Here is a 17,203-nt window from a genome sequence, read left to right as displayed (position 1 = left end):
GCTCAGGCCGCCACGTGCGCCGCGCCGCGCGTTTGCCCGGCCACGCTCTGCACCCAGCAAAGGCCGGCGGCGGTGGTCGTGCGCGGCTTGTACTCGCAGCCGACGTAGCCGTCATAGCCAATCGAATCGAGCAGCGAGAACAGATAGGGGTAGTTGATTTCGCCGGTACCCGGTTCGTTGCGGCCCGGGTTGTCGGCGAGCTGGATGTGTGCGATCTGCGCCAGGTTCTTCCTGATGGTCGCTGCGAGTTCGCCTTCCATCCGTTGCATGTGATAGATGTCGTATTGCAGGAACAGATTGTCCGAGCCGACCGCGCGAATCACGTCGAGGCCCTCGCTCGAACGGTTCAGCGCGAAGCCGGGAATGTCGTAGGCGTTGCACGGCTCGACCAGCAGTTTGATACCGGCCTTCTTCAGTTCGTCCGCGGCGAAACGCAGGTTCTCGACGATCGTCGTGCGCGCCTTGTCCGCATCGACACCCGCCGTCGGAATGCCGACGAGGCAATTCAGTTGCGGCACCTTCAGCGCGCTCGCGTATTCGATCGCGCGTCCCACGCCTTCCTGAAACTCGCCCACGCGATCCGGCAGACACGCGATGCCGCGTTCGCCCGCTTCCCAGTTGCCCGCCGGCAGGTTGTGCAGCACCAGCTTCAAACGGTTCTGCTGCAGGCGCTCGCTCAACTCGGCGATCTGATACGGATACGGAAACAGGAATTCGACGGCGTGAAAGCCCGCGTCCGCCGCCGCCGCGAAGCGGTCGAGGAACGGGACTTCGTTGAACAGCATGGTGAGATTCGCTGCAAATTTCGGCATGGTGCGTGTGTCTCTCTGGTCGGTCGGTGGAATGAGTCTTGAGGCTTCTGGCGAAAGCGAAGGGCAGTTCGGCATGGCGACGCTGCCCGTCGCATTCATCGCGCAGTGCTGCGCAACCGGTGACGCTCAGTCGAGCATGCTGATCGCGGTCGGCGCATCTTCGCGCGTCGCTGCGAGTTCCTCGAACTCGTTGATCGCGTCGATCTCGGTGCCCATCGAGATGTTGGTCACGCGCTCGAGTATCACTTCGACGATCACCGGCACGTTGAACTCGGCAAGCATCGACTGCGCTCTTTGCAACGCGGGCTTCAGTTCTTCCGGCTTGAACACGCGGATCGCCTTGCAACCCAGACCTTCGGCCACCGCGACGTGATCCACGCCATAACCGTTGGTCTGCGGCGAGTTGATGTTCTCGAAGCCGAGCTGCACGCAGAAATCCATCTCGAACGCGCGCTGCGCCTGGCGGATCAGGCCGAGGTACGAGTTGTTCACCACCACATGCACGTACGGCAGCTTGAATTGCGCACCGGCCGCGAGTTCCTCGATCATGAACTGGAAGTCGTAGTCGCCCGAGAGCGCGACGATCGGCCGTTGCGGATCGGCTGCGCGCACGCCGAGCGCCGCGGGAATCGTCCAGCCGAGCGGGCCGGCCTGGCCGCAGTTGATCCAGTTGCGCGCCTTGTACACATGCAGGAATTGCGCGCCGGCGATCTGCGACAAACCGATTGTGCTCACATAGCACGTGTCGCGGCCGAACACCTGGTTCATCTCTTCGTAGACGCGCTGTGGCTTCATCGGCACGTTGTCGAAGTGCGTCTTGCGCAGCATGGTGCGCTTGCGTTGCTGGCAATCGGCGACCCATGCGCTGCGGTCTTTGAGCTTGCCCGCGGCCTTCCATTCCTGAGCCACTTCGACGAACAGTTCGAGCGCGGCTTTCGCGTCCGACACGATGCCGAGATCCGGGCCGAACACGCGGCCGATCTGCGTCGGTTCGATGTCCACGTGCACGAATTTGCGGCCCTTCGTGTAGACGTCGATGCTGCCCGTGTGACGGTTCGCCCAGCGGTTGCCGATGCCGAGCACGAAGTCGGATGCGAGCATCGTCGCGTTGCCGTAGCGGTGCGAAGTTTGCAGGCCCACCATGCCGGCCATCAGCGGATGATCGTCGGGAATCGCGCCCCACGACATCAGCGTCGGGATCACCGGTACGCCGAGCGTTTCGGCGAACGTCACCAGCAGGTCTTCAGCGACTGCGTTCAGCACGCCGCCACCGGAGACGATCAACGGCTTGTCGGCATCGTTGAGCATGGTCAGCGCGGCTTCGATCTGCTTGCGCGTCGCCTTCGGCTTGTAGACCGGCAGCGGTTCATACGTGTCGATGTCGAATTCGATTTCCGCGAGCTGCACGTCGATCGGCAGGTCGACCAGCACCGGACCCGGACGGCCCGAGCGCATCAGATGGAACGCCTGCTGGAACACGCGCGGCACCAGCGCCGGCTCGCGCACCGTCACGGCCCACTTGGTGACGGGCTTGGCGATCGATTCGATGTCCACGGCCTGGAAGTCTTCCTTGTACAGACGCGCGCGCGGCGCCTGACCCGTGATGGCGAGAATAGGGATCGAGTCGGCCTGCGCGGAGTACAAACCGGTGATCATGTCGGTGCCGGCGGGGCCCGAGGTGCCGATGCACACGCCGATGTTGCCCGGTTGCGCGCGCGTATAGCCTTCGGCCATGTGCGACGCGCCTTCGACGTGGCGCGCCAGCACGTGGCTGATGTTGCCGGCCTTGCGCATCGCCGAGTAGAACGGGTTGATCGCGGCGCCCGGCACGCCGAACGCGGTGTCGATGCCTTCTTTTTCGAGCACCAGCACGGCTGCGTCGACGGCTCTCATCTTGGCCATGAATGTCTCCTGAATGTCTGGGATTGGGGCGAATTCAAGCGTGTTGAGGCCACTGTAGGCCCGACCTAAAGGTTTGATAAGATCAGTGCGGGTCGCTTATTCCGAAACAAAAAGTATTGAATGGGCGCCAGGCCCGGCGTGAGCCCGGGCAGTGACCGGTTCTGCAGGGGAGGAGACAGCGATGGACCGCTTCAAACAGATCGAAACCTTCGTGCGGGTCGCGGACGCGGGCAGCCTCGCGGCTGCCGCGCTGGAGGAGGGCGTGTCGCCGGTGATTCTCGGCCGCCGCATCGACGCGCTCGAAAAGCGCCTCGGCGTGAAGCTGATGTACCGCTCGACGCGGCGCCTGGTGGTCAGCGAAGAGGGCGCCGCATTTCTGGAGCGCTGCCGCGGCCTGCTGACCGAGTGGGATCAGGCAGAAAACGAACTGAGCGCCGGACGCCGCGCGGTGAACGGCCATCTGATCGTATCGGCGCCGGCCGCGTTCGGGCGTAAGCACGTTGCGCCGCTCGCGCCGGCGTTTCTTGCCGACAAGCCGGAGTTGCAGGTGTCGTTCAATCTGACCGACCGGGTCGTGGATCTGGTGCGCGAGGGCTATGACCTGTCGATCCGCATCGGCGGCGCGGTCGATCCGAACTTCGTCGCCGTGAAGCTGGCGTCGAACCGGCGCGTGGTGTGCGGCACGCCCGACTACTTCCGCCGGCACGGCAAGCCGAAAACGCTCGAAGATCTGCCGCGCCACAACTGTCTCGCGTTCAATCTGCAAGGCGGGCAGAACCGTGGCTGGTATTTTCGCCGCAACGGCAAGCTGGCGACCGTGCGCGTGGGCGGCAGGCTCGACTGCAACGACGGCGAACTGCTGCATCGTTGGGTGTCCGAAGGACTTGGGCTCGGCTGGCGCTCCACGTGGGAAATCCAGCAGCAGCTGGCGCGCGGCGAACTCGAAACCGTGCTCGACGAATTCGCGCTGCCCGACTACGACATTCTCGCGGTCTACCCGCAGCAGCGCTATGTGCCGGCCAGGGTGCGCTATTTCATCGATTATCTGAAAGAGATGTACGCAAGCGAGGATTACTGGAACCGGCCGGCTTATTAACAAAAGAGGCGCGGGCGGCGAGGGCCATGAGCAGGGCGCGGAGTGCACGCGCCGATCTTTTGGCGGATTGGCGGCGGTGGCGGGAATAAACTCGGCGTGTGGCCGGTTATGCGATAAGAGGAACCTGACGACGAGCCGCACAGCCTAGCCGCAATGCCCTGGAGGGCCGAGGTGGTCCAGACCGAAACCGATGCCGATGCCTGCGGGCGAGGCGAAACCGATGCAGCGAGGAGCCGCCGTTTCCAGCAGCTCGCGCTGCCGCACCTCGACGCCGCGTACAACCTCGCGCGCTGGCTGTGCGGCAACGCCAGCGACGCGGAGGACGTGGTTCAGGAAGCCTTCATGCGTGCGTTCCGCTTCTTCGATACGTTTCGCGGCGATTCCGCGCGGCCGTGGCTGCTGGCGATCGTGCGCCGCACCTGGTACACCGAGTGGCGCCGCCGCGCGTCGCCACACGACATGCTCGAATTCGACGAGACCATGGACGAGGCCACTTTCGACGGCTGGAGCGTGGGCGGCGCCGATCCGCAGGCGCTCCTGATCCGTGACGAGGATACGAGGCGGGTGCACGAGGCACTGGCGCTGCTGCCGGTCGAGTATCGGGAGGTGCTGATTCTGCGGGAACTCGAAGAGATGGGTTATCGGGAGATCGCCGCGGTGGCCGATGTGCCGATCGGCACGGTCATGTCGCGGCTCGCGCGCGGGCGTCGCAAGCTGGCCGCGCTGCTGGTGGACACGCAGGGCGTGGCGGGCGGTGGCGGGACGGTGGGTGGTGCGTCGGCGGGGGGCACGGCTGACGCGCGTAACGGTGCGCCGTCTTCCGGGCATTTGCGATCCGCCGCTTCTGCGCCGCCTTCGCGGGCGGATTGCGCCGATCCGCGTGAGAGCGGTCGCGCGCCTGGCACACGCGCTGCCGAATCGGGCGGCGGCAACGACGCTCGCGCTGCCATACCCGTCGCCGGCAAGCCCCCTGGCGCGACGGTCATGCCACTCCGGGCGTCTGCGAACGGCCGGCCTCTGAACCTCCCCGGCGGCAACGCCGCCGGCCCCGCCAAGGAGACGCCGGATGGACTGTAACGAAGCACGGCCGCTCCTCGATGCGAATGCCGATCACGAATTGCCCGCGCCGGATGCACGGCGCGTCCAGCAGCATATCGAGAGCTGCGAGGCCTGCCGGCGTGAAAGCGAACACCTGCGGGCGCTGGGCGACGCGCTGCGCGCAGCACCTTATCATCGCGCGCCGCAGTCACTGCGGGCGCGGATCGTCGCCGGATTGCCGCAAGTGGATCAGGCGCTGGTGGAGTCTGCGGCGTCCGGGAGGTCTGCGGCTGCGGGGGCTGCGGCGATGCCGGACGCCTCGACGGAGGACGAGAAGCCTCCGCGCCAGTCCGCATGGCCGCAGCGGCTTGGCGGCTGGCTGAAGCACTGGTTTCAGGGGCCGGCACGCGCTCCGGGCGGGGGCAAGCCGGGCGGCTGGGGCGGCTCGCCCGGCGGCGCTGGGCAGCCGCTCGCCGCGGGCGGCGCGCAGCGCCTCTTCGCGCCGGGATGGATGGCGGCGCTCGCAGTCGCGCTGTGCGCGGTGGCCGTGGTCGTCACGCTGAATTGGCGGCGCCCGGCCGATTTCACGCCGTTTGCAGACGAACTCGTGGAAAGTCATGTGCGGGCGCAGGTCTCGGGACGCGACATCGACGTGATTTCGACGGACCGGCATACGGTCAAGCCATGGTTCAACGGCCGGCTCGACTATTCGCCGCCCGTCGAGGATCTCGCGGCCAGCGGCTTCGCGCTGGAGGGCGGCCGGCTCGACTACATCGCGCATCAGCGGGTGGCCGTACTGGTGTATCGCTATCGCAAGCACGTGATCGACGTATATGTGTTCCCGCAGGCTGGCGCGGGGGCAGGCCGTGGCGCGGATGGCGCGGCGCCTGCGGCACTCGGCCACGAAGGCTATTCGATCGCCCACTGGGACGCGCAAGGCATGACCTGGTGGGCGATCACCGACGCCGCGCCGGACGCGTTGAGCGGTCTCGAAGCGGCGCTCAGGGCGCGCTTGCAAGGCGGCAGTGAGCGAAGCGAAGGCGGTTGAAGGTTTGGGGGAGCGGGTGCCAAGTGCCGATGCGCGGTAACGGAGAGGGGCGAGCGCAGCAGGGCAGAAAGCTGGTCTGCGGGCTCGCCCGGTGGGCGGACAGTGCCCTGACGCAACAGGCAGGCACAAGTGTCAAAAGCCACTCCAGCTTTTCTCACTCCATCTGCCCGTGCGCCCCTAAACCTTTGAAAACACACCCGATTCGTGCGCCGCGCTAACGAGATATCTTGCAGCCCGGCCCCATTCGAGTTACACTCTTTGGCTTCTCACTTGCCGCACCGGTTCCGACGCCCGGGTGGCTTTAATCCACAAGGAGTGAATATGCGTCATTACGAAATCGTATTTATCGTGCACCCGGATCAGAGCGAGCAAGTGCCCGCCATGATCGAGCGTTACAAGTCCACGATCACCTCGCACGGTGGCCAGATCCACCGTATCGAAGACTGGGGCCGTCGCCAACTGGCCTACATGATCGAGAAACTCGCGAAGGCTCACTACGTCTGCATGAACATCGAATGCGACCAAACCACGCTCGACGAGCTGGAACACGCATTCAAGTTCAACGACGCTGTTCTGCGTCACCTGATCGTCAAGATGAAGAAGGCCGAAACCGGCCCGTCGCCGATGATGAAGGAAGTGCAGCGCGAAGAAGCCAAGAAGTCGGCTGCTACGCAACCGTCCGAAGCGCAGGCTTAAGACACACTATTTAAGCTACCAGACCCAAGCGTCGCTTTCGCCAAAGGCTTCATGAACCGGCTGCAACTCACGGCCAGCGTCGTCGAACGCGAACCGGTGCGGTACACCCCCGCCGGCGTTCCGATCGCAGGATGCACGTTGCAGCATCGCACGGAAGTCGTCGAAGCGGGTATTGCCCGCCAGGTCGAACTGACCATGCAGGCAGTCGCAGCAGGCGAAGCGAGCGGCAGGCTGGAAAGCTGTCCGATGGGCGTGGAAACGCTCTTCACAGGCTTTCTGGCAAAAAAGCACCGCAACGCAAGAACTCTGGTATTTCACATCACAGCATTGCAGGACATTGGAAAGGACTGAACATGCCCCGCCCGACTGGTAAGAAATTCGACAAGCGTCGTCAGCAACAAAATCCGCTCTTCAAGCGCAAGAAGTTCTGCCGTTTCACGGCCGCTGGCGTCGATCACATCGACTACAAGGACCTCGAAACGCTGAAGGACTTCATCGGCGAAAACGGCAAGATCACGCCGGCGCGTCTCACGGGTACGAAGTCGCACTATCAACGCCAGCTGGATACGGCAATCAAGCGCGCACGTTTCCTCGCGCTGGTGCCGTACACCGACCAGCACAAGGCCTAACCCGACGACGCGATAAGGAGCATCCGAATGCAAATCATTCTTCTGGAAAAAGTCGTCAATCTGGGCAACCTGGGCGATATCGTGAAGGTCAAGGACGGCTACGCTCGTAACTTCCTGATCCCGAACAAGCAAGCTCGCCGTGCAACGAAGGAAGCCCTGGCTGAATTCGAAGTGCGTCGTGCAGAACTCGAAAAGGTCGCTGCTGAAAAGCTGGCGGCCGCTTCGGCTCAAGGCGAAAAGCTGGCAGGTTCGACGGTTCAGATCGGCCAGAAGGCTGGCGTCGACGGCCGTCTGTTCGGCTCGGTGACGAACGCCGACATCGCTGACGCACTGGTCAAGCAAGGCTTCGCAGTGGAAAAGGCGCAAGTGCGTCTGCCGGAAGGCCCGCTGAAGACGGTCGGCGACCACGCAGTTCAAGTTTCGCTGCACACCGACGTTCTGGTCGATGTGACGGTGGCTGTGATCGGCGAACACGTCTAAGCATCAGCTAGTACCTGCCAGGATGGTGCTGGCGAAGGGCAGGGGCCGGGTAACCGGCCCCTGCTTTTTTTGTGCCCGTTTTTTTCGTTTTTGCGCTCGCCCCGGCCGCCCGATTACCCGATAATTCCACTCCATGAACGCACCGTCCAAAGATCCCCAACTCGAGTCGCTGAAAGTCCCGCCGCATTCGATCGAGGCCGAGCAATCGGTGCTGGGCGGCCTGCTGCTCGACAACGCGGCATGGGACCGCATCGCCGACTTCCTCTCGCAGAGCGATTTTTACCGCTACGACCACCGCATCATCTTCGAGCACATCGGCAAGCTGATCGCGGCGACGCGTCCGGCCGACGTGATCACCGTGTACGAGGCGCTCGGCACCTCGGGCAAGGCGGAAGAGGTCGGCGGTCTCGCCTACCTGAACGCACTGGCGCAGAACACGCCGAGCGCGGCCAATATTCGCCGCTACGCCGAAATCGTGCGCGATCGCGCGGTGTTGCGCCGGCTGGTGTCGGTCGCCGACGAAATCTCGGCCGATGCATTCAATCCGCAAGGCAAGGAAGTCCGGCAATTGCTGGACGAAGCCGAATCGAAGGTGTTTTCGATCGCTGAAGACGGCGCGCGCGGGACCCAGGGCTTCCTGGAAATCGGGCCGCTGCTGACCGAAGTGGTCGAGCGCATCGACACGCTGTATCACACCGCGAACCCGAGCGATGTGACCGGCACGCCGACCGGCTTCGTCGATCTGGATCGCATGACGTCAGGCATGCACGGCGGCGAGCTGATCATCGTCGCCGGGCGTCCGTCGATGGGTAAAACGGCGTTTTCGATGAACATCGGCGAATATGTGGCGGTCGAGTATGGTCTGCCGGTCGCCGTGTTCTCGATGGAAATGCCGGGCTCGCAGCTCACGATGCGTATGCTCGGCTCCGTCGGCCGGCTGGATCAGCACCGTATGCGAACCGGCCGTCTGACCGACGAGGATTGGCCCAAGCTCACGCACGCGGTGCAGAAAATGAGCGAAGCGCAAATCTTCATCGACGAAACCGGCGGGTTGAACCCCATGGAATTGCGCTCGCGCGCACGCCGACTGTCGCGCCAGTGCGGCAAGCTGGGTCTGATCATCATCGACTACCTGCAGCTGATGAGCGGGTCGTCGTCCGGCGAAAACCGCGCGACTGAAATTTCGGAAATCTCCCGTTCGCTAAAGAGTCTCGCCAAAGAACTCGACGTGCCGGTGATCGCGTTGTCGCAGCTCAACCGAGGTCTGGAACAACGCCCCAACAAGCGACCCATCATGTCCGACCTGCGTGAATCCGGCGCTATCGAGCAGGACGCGGACGTGATCTTGTTCATTTACCGCGACGAAGTCTATAACCCGGACAGCCCGGACAAGGGCACCGCCGAAATCATCATCGGTAAACAGCGGAATGGCCCGATTGGCCCCGTACGGCTGACGTTCCATGGCCAATTTACGAAGTTCGACAATTTTGCCGGTGCGCAGAATTTCTACAGCGAGTAAAGCTACAAACAGGCGCCTGTTGTAACGGCGCTTTCAAAGTGCGACACAAGCCCCGCAACGGTACAATATGGCGGTTTTATGTCAGCCATTACGTGACCAATTTTCGGGATCCCAATGTTCGGTCGATTCATGCCCACCGAGGGCAAGTTCTTTGAAATTTTCAATGCACACGCAGCATGTATCGTCTCGGCGAGCCGCGAACTCGAACTGCTGATTGACAATCTGCAAGAGGCGGAAACCCATAAGCAAAACGTGCAAAAAGCCGAGAAGGCCGCTGACAAGCTCACGCACGAAACCATCGACCTGCTGCACAAGACCTTCATCACGCCGCTCGACCGCGATGAGATCCACAAGCTGATCACCACGATGGACGACATCCTCGATCTGATGGAGGACGTCGCCACCGCTATCTCGCTGTACGACGTGCAGGCGGTGACCTCGGAAGCCAGCCAGCTCGCGCACATCTGCACGGCAACGTCGGAGCGCGTGCAGTTCGCAGTCAGCCTGCTGTCGGACATGAAGCAGGCTAGCCAGATTCTCAAGGCGTGCGAGGAAATCGACCGTCTGGAATCGGAAGCCGACCGTGTGCTGCGCTCGGCAATGTCCAAGCTCTTCCGCGAGGAAGACAACGTCAAGACCCTGATCAAGCTGAAAGCAATCTACGAATTGCTCGAGACGATCACGGACAAATGTGAAGATGTAGCGAACATCATCGAAGGCATTGTGCTGGAAAACGCATAATGCAATCGATACAACTCGCCATCTGGGTCGTTGCCGGCCTGGTCGCCGTCGCGCTGATTTTCGACTTCATGAACGGTTTCCACGACGCGGCGAATTCGATCGCCACGGTCGTTTCCACTGGCGTGCTGAAGCCGCAGCAGGCGGTGGCCTTCGCGGCGGCGTTCAACGTCATCGCGTATTTCGTGTTTCACCTGAAAGTGGCCGCGACCGTCGGCCGAGGCACGATCGATCCCAACATCGTCGACCACTACGTGATCTTCGGCGCGCTGGTCGGCGCGATCGGCTGGAACGTCATCACCTGGATTTACGGCATCCCGTCCAGTTCGTCGCATGCGCTGATCGGCGGGCTGGTGGGCGCCGCGCTCGCCAAGTCGGGCTGGGGCTCGCTCAACATGGACGGCCTGCTCAAGACGGTGGCGTTCATTTTCATCTCGCCGCTGCTGGGCTTCGTGCTCGGCTCGTTCTTTATGCTGGCGGTGTCGTGGATGTATTTCCGCACGCCGCCAAGCAAGGTCGACCGTCGTTTCCGGCGTCTGCAACTGGTGTCCGCAGGTTTATATAGCCTCGGCCACGGCGGCAACGATGCGCAGAAAACCATCGGCATTATCTGGATGCTGCTGATCGCGACCGGCATCGCGTCGGCGTCCGCGGACGCGCCACCGCTATGGGTAATCGGCGGCTGTTATCTGTCGATGGGCCTCGGCACGCTGTTCGGCGGGTGGCGGATCGTCCGCACGATGGGCCAGAAAATTACTAAGCTCAAGCCGGTCGGCGGTTTTTGCGCGGAGTCGGGCGGGGCGATCACGCTGTTTACTGCGTCGTGGCTCGGCATTCCGGTGTCCACCACGCATACGATTACCGGCGCGATCGTCGGTGTGGGCGCAACGCAGAAGCTCAGCGCGGTGCGTTGGGGTGTGGCCGGCAACATCGTCTGGGCGTGGATTCTGACGATTCCGGCCTCGGCAGTGCTGTCCGCGGCGGCCTGGTGGTTTGGCCACCATTTTCTGTAATTCCTTGAGCGGCTGCGGCGCGCGGGCCTGTGCGTGGCGTGGTGCGTGCACCGCTGACGACGCGTGGGGCGCTCGCCGCGGCTCTAAAGCACGAACGACGCTCGCACCCTCGGTACGCAGTCGTCGCCCATACGTTGTAACGTGCAGCGCGCCGCTCAAATGAGCGGCGCGCTGCCCCCGTCCATCGGGACAATCGCGCCCGTTACATAGCTCGCGCGGCGGCTCGCCAGAAACAGCGCGACGTCGGCAATCTCCTCCGGTTTTGCATAGCGTCCGAGCGGCACCCGGGCCTGTCCGCGCGCCAGCGCGTCCGCGTTCTCGATGCCTTGTTGCGCCGCTTCCAGTTTGACCGCTTCCTCGACGCGCTCGGTCAGCGTCGCTCCCGGGTTGATCGCGTTGATGCGGATGCCGTAGCGCGCGTAGTAGTGGGCGAGGCCGACAGTAGCGAGCATCAGCGCTGCATTCGCGGCGCCGCCGGCGATATGGATGTCGCTCGCCATCTTGCCGCCCATGCCGATGATGTTGACGATCGTGCCCGGCTCCGCGCCGCCGCCGGTCTTCGCGCGCTCGGCCATGCGGCGCAGCACTTCCTGCTGCGGATAGATGTACGGAAAATACTTGGCTTCCATCGTCGCCCTGAACGCGTCGGCATCGAGCGTTTCCGGGTCATAGCGACGCGCCGCGCCGGCGCTGTTGATCAGGACGTCGATCGGGCCCACCGCGGTGCTGACTTCTTCGACGATATCGGCGGCGCTGTGCGGTTCGTGCAGATCGGCGCGAGTCCGGTGCACGTGCAAGCCTTCCTGCTTCAATTGCTCGTAGGCGCGCGCGAGATTGGCGGGGTCGCGCGACACGATCGCGACTTTGGCGCCTTCCTGAGCGAATGCTCGGGCGCAGGCGAAGCCGATTCCCTTACTGCCGCCCGTGATCAACACCACCTTGTCTTTCAGCCCGAGATCCATCGTCACCACCCGCTGTCGGAAGAATATCGATGACGATAGCAGATCGGCGGCGTTGCTGTGCCCCCTCGGCTCTGCGATACCGCGGGACCGCTCGATGGTGCGGCTACAACTGCGCGTCAGAAGTTGCCGTTGGCGAAGCGGGCGATCGGATCGTCGTTGGTCTGGTTGGGGGCCGGTACGCTACGCGAGGACGTGGACGCGCGCATGATCTGCACGCTGCCATTGGCATCGGCTTGCTGTGCCTGCCGGGCCTGACGCGTGGCCACCGCCGCGGGGGGCGGAGGCTCGAACGCATCGGCGGCGGCGTCGATGGCGTCCGGCGCGTGAGCGGCCGTGGTTCGTGGGACCGTTTGCGAGGCTGTCGCTGGTTGAACCGGTGGGCCGACCGGGGCATCATACGCGCTCGCCTGGGCAGCCGGGATGGCTGTCGGTGCCACGGCGCCCGCCGCGCGGGCCTGGATTTGCGCCGCGCTCATGCCCGGCGGCGGTGGCTCGAATGGGTCGGCTTGCACGGTGGCCGTTCCGGCCGAGGCGGTCGTCACGACCGGCTGAGCCGCCGCTGTCGACGGCGCGGCCGGCGTCGCGGCAACGCGGGCCGTTTGCTGCGGCCGGCCCGCCGATTGCGTCACCGGCGACGCGGCAACATAGCCCGAATTCGCAACCGCGGCTCCGGCTCCGACTCCGACTCCTGGCGCGGTTGCCGTCGTCGAGCCGGCATACGCTGGCGTGGCCCGCGTCACCGGCGCGCCACTTTCCGGCTGCGGCGCCGCAGCCTGATAATTCGGCGTATCGAACGGCACGGGTGCCGCTGCCGGGGCGGCCACCCGGCGAATGCCGTCGAAACGCTTGGCCCAATAAGGATTGGTCAGATAGTCGAGTCGCACCGTGCCACCAGTCGACGGTGCATTGACGAAGCGCAGCTTCCCTACATAAATGCCGACATGCGAATGGGCGCGGCCGGTCGTGTTGAAGAAGATCAGATCTCCGGGCGCGATCTCGTCGGGTTCGATCGATTCGCCGCGTCCGCTCATGTCCGCCGTGGTGCGCGGCAGATTCACCGACGCGGCACGCAGCACCACATAGCGAACCAGCCCGCTGCAATCGAAGCCGCTATCGGGCGTATTGCCGCCCCAGCGGTAGGGCACGCCCACCAGACTCATCGCCTGAATCGAGATTTCTTCGCGGCCGATGCTGTGATCGACGAAATGCGGAAAGCCGGGCGGCGGCGCATGATACGCGCCGTTCGCCACCACGACCGAGCTGCCCGACCCGCGCGACGTCTTCTGCGGCGCGTCGGCACAGGCGGCGAGCAGCAGGAGGGACAGCAGCGAAAAGGCGAGACGGCGCATGGCAAACAAGGCGAGCGTTAAACACTCGTTGACTGAACGACGATGTCCGGATGGTAGCCCGCCGCACATGGCGCGGGCAAGAATTGTTGATAAATTACTTGAACATCGTGCGCTAAGTGTTGCCCGTTCAGTACGAGGACGTAAAAAAGCCGCGTCCGGAATCTTCCGGACGCGGCTTCGAGGTATAGCTAACTAACTGAAATTTAGAGGATTTCGGACGCGTAGTCGGCGAGGCGCGAGCGCTCGCCGCGCGCCAGCGTCACGTGCCCGCTGTGCGCCCAACCCTTGAAGCGATCGACCACGTACGTCAGCCCCGAACTGCCTTCGGTGAGGTAAGGCGTATCGATCTGCGCGATATTGCCCAGACAGATGATCTTCGTGCCCGGACCCGCGCGCGTGACCAGCGTCTTCATCTGCTTCGGCGTCAGGTTCTGTGCCTCGTCGATGATCAGATACTTGTCCACGAACGTACGGCCGCGCATGAAGTTCATGCTCTTGACCTTCAGGCGCGAGCGGATTAGCTCCTGCGTCGCGGCGCGGCCCCATTCGCCAGCGGCGTCGTCGGTTTTCTGCAGGACTTCGAGGTTGTCATCGAATGCGCCCATCCACGGCTGCATCTTTTCCTCTTCCGTACCCGGCAGGAAGCCGATGTCTTCGCCGACCGGCACCGTCGCGCGCGTCACGATGATCTCGTTGTAGCGCTTGTCGTCGAGCACCTGCGCAAGGCCGGCCGCGAGCGCGACCAGCGTCTTGCCGGTGCCCGCCTGGCCGAGCAGCGTGACGAAGTCGATTTCCGGATTCATCAGCAGGTTCAGCGCGAAATTCTGCTCGCGATTGCGCGCCGTGATGCCCCACACATTGTTCTTGTGGTGGCCGTAGTCACGCAGCGTTTGCAGCAGTGCCGTCTTGCCGTTCAACTCGCGCACCAGCGCATGGAACGCCGGTTCGCCGTTTTGCGGCTCCAGATAGACGAACTCGTTGACCAGCATCGACGCGCACAGCGGACCCGTCACCCTGTAATACGTGGTACCGGTCTTGGTGTCCTGCCAGCTCTCCATGCCCTTCGCGTGCTTCGTCCAGAAATCCTGTGGCAGCGCGCGGATGCCCGAGTACAGCAGGTCGCTGTCTTCGAGCACCTGGTCGTTGAAATAGTCTTCGGCCGGCAGTCCGAGCGCATGCGCCTTGATGCGCATGTTGATGTCTTTCGACACCAGCACGACCTGGCGATCCGCGCGATCGCGCTGCAGCGCGCGCACCACGCCGAGAATCTGGTTGTCGGCCTTGCCTTCCGGCAGACCTTCGACCCGCTCGATCGCGGTGAGCTTGGTCTGGAAGTACAGGCGCCCGGACGCCTCGCGGCTGCCCAGACGGGCGAGCGAAATGCCGTCGGACATGTTGCCGGCGTTCGCCACCAGCGCGTCCAGCGTGCGGCTCACCTGGCGAGCGTTGCGCGCGACTTCCGACATGCCCTTCTTGTGATTGTCGAGTTCTTCCAACGTCATCATCGGCAGATAGACGTCGTGTTCCTCGAAACGGAACAGGCAGCTCGGATCGTGCATCAGCACGTTAGTGTCGAGCACGAAGAGTTTCTGGACTTCGAGCGCTTCGGCGCCCGCGCCGCGTTTCTTGCTAGTGCCACGCGTGCTTGGCGCCGCAACCGGCGTGTCGGCTGCGGGCTGCTTCGCGCTCGGCGCACGCGCGACCACCGGCTGCGGATGAGCCGCGGGCGTGGCCGGTTCGGCTTGCGGACGGGCGGCCGGCACCGGCTGCAACAGCGCAGCGGTCTGCTTCGATCTGCGGCTGCGCGCCGGCGCTGCGGCTTCGGCCGCGGCAGGCGACGCGGATGCTACGGGCACAGGCCGCAGTGTCGTTGCGGCGTTCGCCGCCTGCGCCATCGGTGCGGCGACGTTCGCGCGGCCGTAATCGGCCGACTCTGCGGCTTCCCCGGCGCCAGCCTGTTTCTTCGCGGCGGAGCGCGCCGGCGCGGCGGCTTTGGCCTTGTATTCGTCAGGCGGCAGGAGATTGCCGAGCTTGCTGGGGGGAGTAGGCAAAGGCATGGTTTCCCTCGAATTAATCGGGTCGCATATCGTGCGCCGCCTGTCGCATTCTGCCGGTGCCAGTGGATGCGCACGCAGTTTGCGTCCGGAGGCGCGCATTCGGTCTAGAGATGCCGGTTCGCCTGGTCTTCGATCGGCTCCTTGATGCAAGCGCGCGGCCGAGTGAACGAACGGTTGCGCGCAATTAAAAAAGCCGCCGCCCCGGAGTACGGGGCAAGCGGCTCGCCTAGGGTGCTCGCGTTGCGCCTCACGACTCCCACGGTCCCGGTGGAGGGGCCGTCAAGTCGGGTGCAGCGGAGGAAAATGTGGGGTGGACAGGCACTCATTGCAACCCAATATAACGCGCCTCAAAGCGCTTGTACAGCCACCAGAATATCGTCGACATGGCCGGGCACTTTCACGCCGCGCCACTCCTCGCGCAGCACCCCTTCAGCGTCGATGAGGAACGTGGAGCGCTCGATTCCCCGTACTTCTTTGCCATACATTTTCTTCATTTTGATGACATTGAAGAGTGCGCACAGGTTTTCTTCCGGATCGGAGATCAGCGGGAAGGGCAGTTCGAGCTTGGCCTTGAAATTGTCATGCGAGCGCAGGCTGTCGCGCGACACGCCGATGATTTCCGCGCCGGCCTTCCTGAACTTCGGATACAGATCGCGGAATTGCAGACTTTCCGTCGTGCAGCCCGGCGTGTTGTCCTTCGGGTAAAAATACAGCACCGCCTTCTTGCCCCGCAGCTTGGACAGCGTGATCTCGCCACCGGTAGCGGGGGCGGTGAAGTCGGGGACGGGTTGGTCGACTGCGATGGACACGAGGTTCTCCGGTTTGTTATGGCCGGCGCCGTTTTAGTGCGGTGGCGTCGGCCTGGCATCGAGGCTTATGGGGAGGTGGGCGCCTGCGCGCGGCGGTGGCGATTCCGGTTGTGGTTCCGTCCGGGTGGTCAGGCTTGGCCGCCGATCCGTCGCTCAGGGCTGGACGATCAGTTCGCCGGAACGCCCTGGAATTTCGCCCCACGTAACAGGGTACGATGGCAGCGTGCTGCGGTCTAGCGCGGCGTAGTAATCACCCATCGTCGCGAAGGTATGGCCTTGCGCGCGCCAGCCTTCCAGCAGCTGTTCGAAAATCGGCGCGAGCTTTTGCCCTTCGAGTTCCGCGTGCAACGTGAACACCTGGTCGTGCGGATTACTGGCCGTATGCTTGAGCATCCATTGCGCGACGTTGTGTTCATCGACCCCGTCCACGCCAAGCACTTCGTCGAGCGTGGGCAGCGTGGTCGGCATCTGCACGTGGCTGAGCGTCCTGCCGCCGACCACCGGCAGATACGGCGAGTGGCCACGCCCGTCGGACGCATACCGCATGCCCCAAGCGTCGATCTGCTCGAACGCATGGCCGTTCATCTGCCAGCCCGCCGCGCCGTGCGTGGCCGGCGAACCGCCGAACACCTCGACGAAACGGTCATGGCTTTTCTGCATCTGCGCGCTGGTCCACGCGCGGTCTTTCGAGCGCACGTTGTCCTGCCAGTACACATGATCCCACGTGTGGATGCCGCATTCGAAACCGGCTTCGTGGATCGCGCGCATCTCGGCGGCTGCCTTGGCCCCAATGTCCGGACCGGGCAGCAGCACGCCGTACATCAATTGCTTGACACCGTAGTGTTCGACCACCGAAGTGCGTGACACCTTCTTCAGAAAGCCCGGCCGCAACACGCGGCGCATCGCCCAACCGGTGTGGTCGGGACCGAGGCTGAAGAGGAAGGTGGCGCGCGCCTTGAAACGATCAAAGATGCGCGCGAGATTCGGCACGCCTTCGCGGGTGCCGCGCAGCGTGTCAACGTCGATCTTCAGGACGATACGAGCCAAGGCGATCC

At 63.8% G+C, this 17,203-nt stretch carries 17 protein-coding genes; 10 read left to right on the top strand and 7 right to left on the bottom strand.

Annotated features, from left to right (window positions below; translation table 11 throughout):
• Positions 1-2 precede the first annotated feature (2 nt).
• Together hyi and gcl are read right to left on the bottom strand one after the other, a co-directional pair.
• A complete protein-coding gene (gene hyi, locus HV770_RS01385; protein ID WP_175157749.1) occupies positions 3-812 on the bottom strand; it encodes a hydroxypyruvate isomerase in 810 nt (269 codons plus the stop codon).
• Between the two features lie 126 nt (positions 813-938).
• Positions 939-2,714 (bottom strand): glyoxylate carboligase, encoded by a 1,776-nt coding sequence (gcl, locus tag HV770_RS01380; protein ID WP_175157748.1) that lies wholly within the window; start codon positions 2,712-2,714, stop codon positions 939-941.
• A gap of 181 nt (positions 2,715-2,895) precedes the next feature.
• On the opposite strand from gcl, the gene HV770_RS01375 reads away from it, so the two are divergent.
• The 10 genes from HV770_RS01375 (at position 2,896) to HV770_RS01330 (ending at position 10,971) form a co-directional block, all read left to right on the top strand.
• Positions 2,896-3,810, top strand: a complete 915-nt coding sequence (locus tag HV770_RS01375) for a LysR family transcriptional regulator (RefSeq protein WP_175157747.1) — start codon at positions 2,896-2,898, stop codon at positions 3,808-3,810.
• A gap of 171 nt (positions 3,811-3,981) precedes the next feature.
• Positions 3,982-4,887: an RNA polymerase sigma factor gene (locus HV770_RS01370; RefSeq protein ID WP_175157746.1), complete on the top strand. Its 906-nt coding sequence runs from the start codon at positions 3,982-3,984 to the stop codon at positions 4,885-4,887.
• Positions 4,877-5,896: an anti-sigma factor family protein gene (locus tag HV770_RS01365; RefSeq protein WP_175157745.1), complete on the top strand. Its 1,020-nt coding sequence runs from the start codon at positions 4,877-4,879 to the stop codon at positions 5,894-5,896. Before HV770_RS01370 ends, HV770_RS01365 begins: the two co-directional genes overlap by 11 nt.
• 321 nt (positions 5,897-6,217) lie before the next feature.
• The gene (gene rpsF / locus HV770_RS01360) at positions 6,218-6,592 is read left to right on the top strand and encodes a 30S ribosomal protein S6 (RefSeq protein ID WP_006048823.1); all 375 of its coding nucleotides are present in this window, start codon (positions 6,218-6,220) and stop codon (positions 6,590-6,592) included.
• 51 nt (positions 6,593-6,643) lie between these two features.
• Positions 6,644-6,943, top strand: coding sequence for a primosomal replication protein N (priB, locus tag HV770_RS01355; protein ID WP_121318445.1), 300 nt, complete (start codon positions 6,644-6,646; stop codon positions 6,941-6,943).
• A 2-nt stretch (positions 6,944-6,945) separates the two neighbouring features.
• Positions 6,946-7,221, top strand: a complete 276-nt coding sequence (rpsR, locus tag HV770_RS01350; RefSeq protein WP_007182109.1) for a 30S ribosomal protein S18 — start codon at positions 6,946-6,948, stop codon at positions 7,219-7,221.
• 27 nt (positions 7,222-7,248) lie between these two features.
• The gene (gene rplI / locus HV770_RS01345) at positions 7,249-7,701 is read left to right on the top strand and encodes a 50S ribosomal protein L9 (protein ID WP_121318443.1); all 453 of its coding nucleotides are present in this window, start codon (positions 7,249-7,251) and stop codon (positions 7,699-7,701) included.
• Between the two features lie 133 nt (positions 7,702-7,834).
• Entirely contained in the window at positions 7,835-9,220 is a 1,386-nt protein-coding gene (locus HV770_RS01340) for a replicative DNA helicase (protein ID WP_168665202.1), read from the top strand.
• Between the two features lie 114 nt (positions 9,221-9,334).
• Positions 9,335-9,961 (top strand): DUF47 domain-containing protein, encoded by a 627-nt coding sequence (locus tag HV770_RS01335; RefSeq protein WP_175157744.1) that lies wholly within the window; start codon positions 9,335-9,337, stop codon positions 9,959-9,961.
• Positions 9,961-10,971, top strand: coding sequence for an inorganic phosphate transporter (locus HV770_RS01330; protein WP_168665200.1), 1,011 nt, complete (start codon positions 9,961-9,963; stop codon positions 10,969-10,971). The genes HV770_RS01335 and HV770_RS01330 overlap by 1 nt, the downstream gene beginning before the upstream one ends.
• Before the next feature lie 155 nt (positions 10,972-11,126).
• Here HV770_RS01330 and HV770_RS01325 read toward each other — a convergent pair whose 3' ends face one another.
• The 5 genes from HV770_RS01325 to HV770_RS01305 form a co-directional block, all read right to left on the bottom strand.
• A complete protein-coding gene (locus HV770_RS01325) occupies positions 11,127-11,933 on the bottom strand; it encodes an SDR family oxidoreductase (RefSeq protein ID WP_175158016.1) in 807 nt (268 codons plus the stop codon).
• A gap of 116 nt (positions 11,934-12,049) precedes the next feature.
• On the bottom strand, positions 12,050-13,282 hold the full coding sequence (locus tag HV770_RS01320; protein ID WP_175157743.1) for a C40 family peptidase: 1,233 nt from the start codon (positions 13,280-13,282) through the stop codon (positions 12,050-12,052).
• Positions 13,283-13,485: 203 nt separating this feature from the next.
• The gene (locus HV770_RS01315; protein WP_175157742.1) at positions 13,486-15,339 is read right to left on the bottom strand and encodes a PhoH family protein; all 1,854 of its coding nucleotides are present in this window, start codon (positions 15,337-15,339) and stop codon (positions 13,486-13,488) included.
• Positions 15,340-15,686: 347 nt separating this feature from the next.
• Positions 15,687-16,148 (bottom strand): peroxiredoxin, encoded by a 462-nt coding sequence (locus HV770_RS01310; RefSeq protein WP_175157741.1) that lies wholly within the window; start codon positions 16,146-16,148, stop codon positions 15,687-15,689.
• A 153-nt stretch (positions 16,149-16,301) separates the two neighbouring features.
• Entirely contained in the window at positions 16,302-17,195 is an 894-nt protein-coding gene (locus tag HV770_RS01305; protein WP_175157740.1) for a polysaccharide deacetylase family protein, read from the bottom strand.
• Positions 17,196-17,203: the final 8 nt, after the last annotated feature.

This window comes from Paraburkholderia fynbosensis (assembly GCF_902859935.1).
In the GTDB taxonomy this organism is placed as follows: domain Bacteria; phylum Pseudomonadota; class Gammaproteobacteria; order Burkholderiales; family Burkholderiaceae; genus Paraburkholderia; species Paraburkholderia fynbosensis.
The sequence above is the reverse complement of the archived record's forward strand: the minus strand, read 5'-3'. Positions and strand labels throughout refer to the sequence as shown.

Bases quoted from the DNA above. Each gene is read 5' to 3' on its own strand.
- hyi (WP_175157749.1), bottom strand. From the start codon at position 812: ATGCCGAAATTTGCAGCGAATCTCACCATGCTGTTCAACGAAGTCCCG.
- gcl (WP_175157748.1), bottom strand. From the start codon at position 2,714: ATGGCCAAGATGAGAGCCGTCGACGCAGCCGTGCTGGTGCTCGAAAAA.
- HV770_RS01375 (WP_175157747.1), top strand. From the start codon at position 2,896: ATGGACCGCTTCAAACAGATCGAAACCTTCGTGCGGGTCGCGGACGCG.
- HV770_RS01365 (WP_175157745.1), top strand. From the start codon at position 4,877: ATGGACTGTAACGAAGCACGGCCGCTCCTCGATGCGAATGCCGATCAC.
- rpsF (WP_006048823.1), top strand. From the start codon at position 6,218: ATGCGTCATTACGAAATCGTATTTATCGTGCACCCGGATCAGAGCGAG.
- priB (WP_121318445.1), top strand. From the start codon at position 6,644: ATGAACCGGCTGCAACTCACGGCCAGCGTCGTCGAACGCGAACCGGTG.
- rpsR (WP_007182109.1), top strand. From the start codon at position 6,946: ATGCCCCGCCCGACTGGTAAGAAATTCGACAAGCGTCGTCAGCAACAA.
- rplI (WP_121318443.1), top strand. From the start codon at position 7,249: ATGCAAATCATTCTTCTGGAAAAAGTCGTCAATCTGGGCAACCTGGGC.
- HV770_RS01340 (WP_168665202.1), top strand. From the start codon at position 7,835: ATGAACGCACCGTCCAAAGATCCCCAACTCGAGTCGCTGAAAGTCCCG.
- HV770_RS01335 (WP_175157744.1), top strand. From the start codon at position 9,335: ATGTTCGGTCGATTCATGCCCACCGAGGGCAAGTTCTTTGAAATTTTC.
- HV770_RS01330 (WP_168665200.1), top strand. From the start codon at position 9,961: ATGCAATCGATACAACTCGCCATCTGGGTCGTTGCCGGCCTGGTCGCC.
- HV770_RS01325 (WP_175158016.1), bottom strand. From the start codon at position 11,933: ATGGATCTCGGGCTGAAAGACAAGGTGGTGTTGATCACGGGCGGCAGT.
- HV770_RS01320 (WP_175157743.1), bottom strand. From the start codon at position 13,282: ATGCGCCGTCTCGCCTTTTCGCTGCTGTCCCTCCTGCTGCTCGCCGCC.
- HV770_RS01315 (WP_175157742.1), bottom strand. From the start codon at position 15,339: ATGCCTTTGCCTACTCCCCCCAGCAAGCTCGGCAATCTCCTGCCGCCT.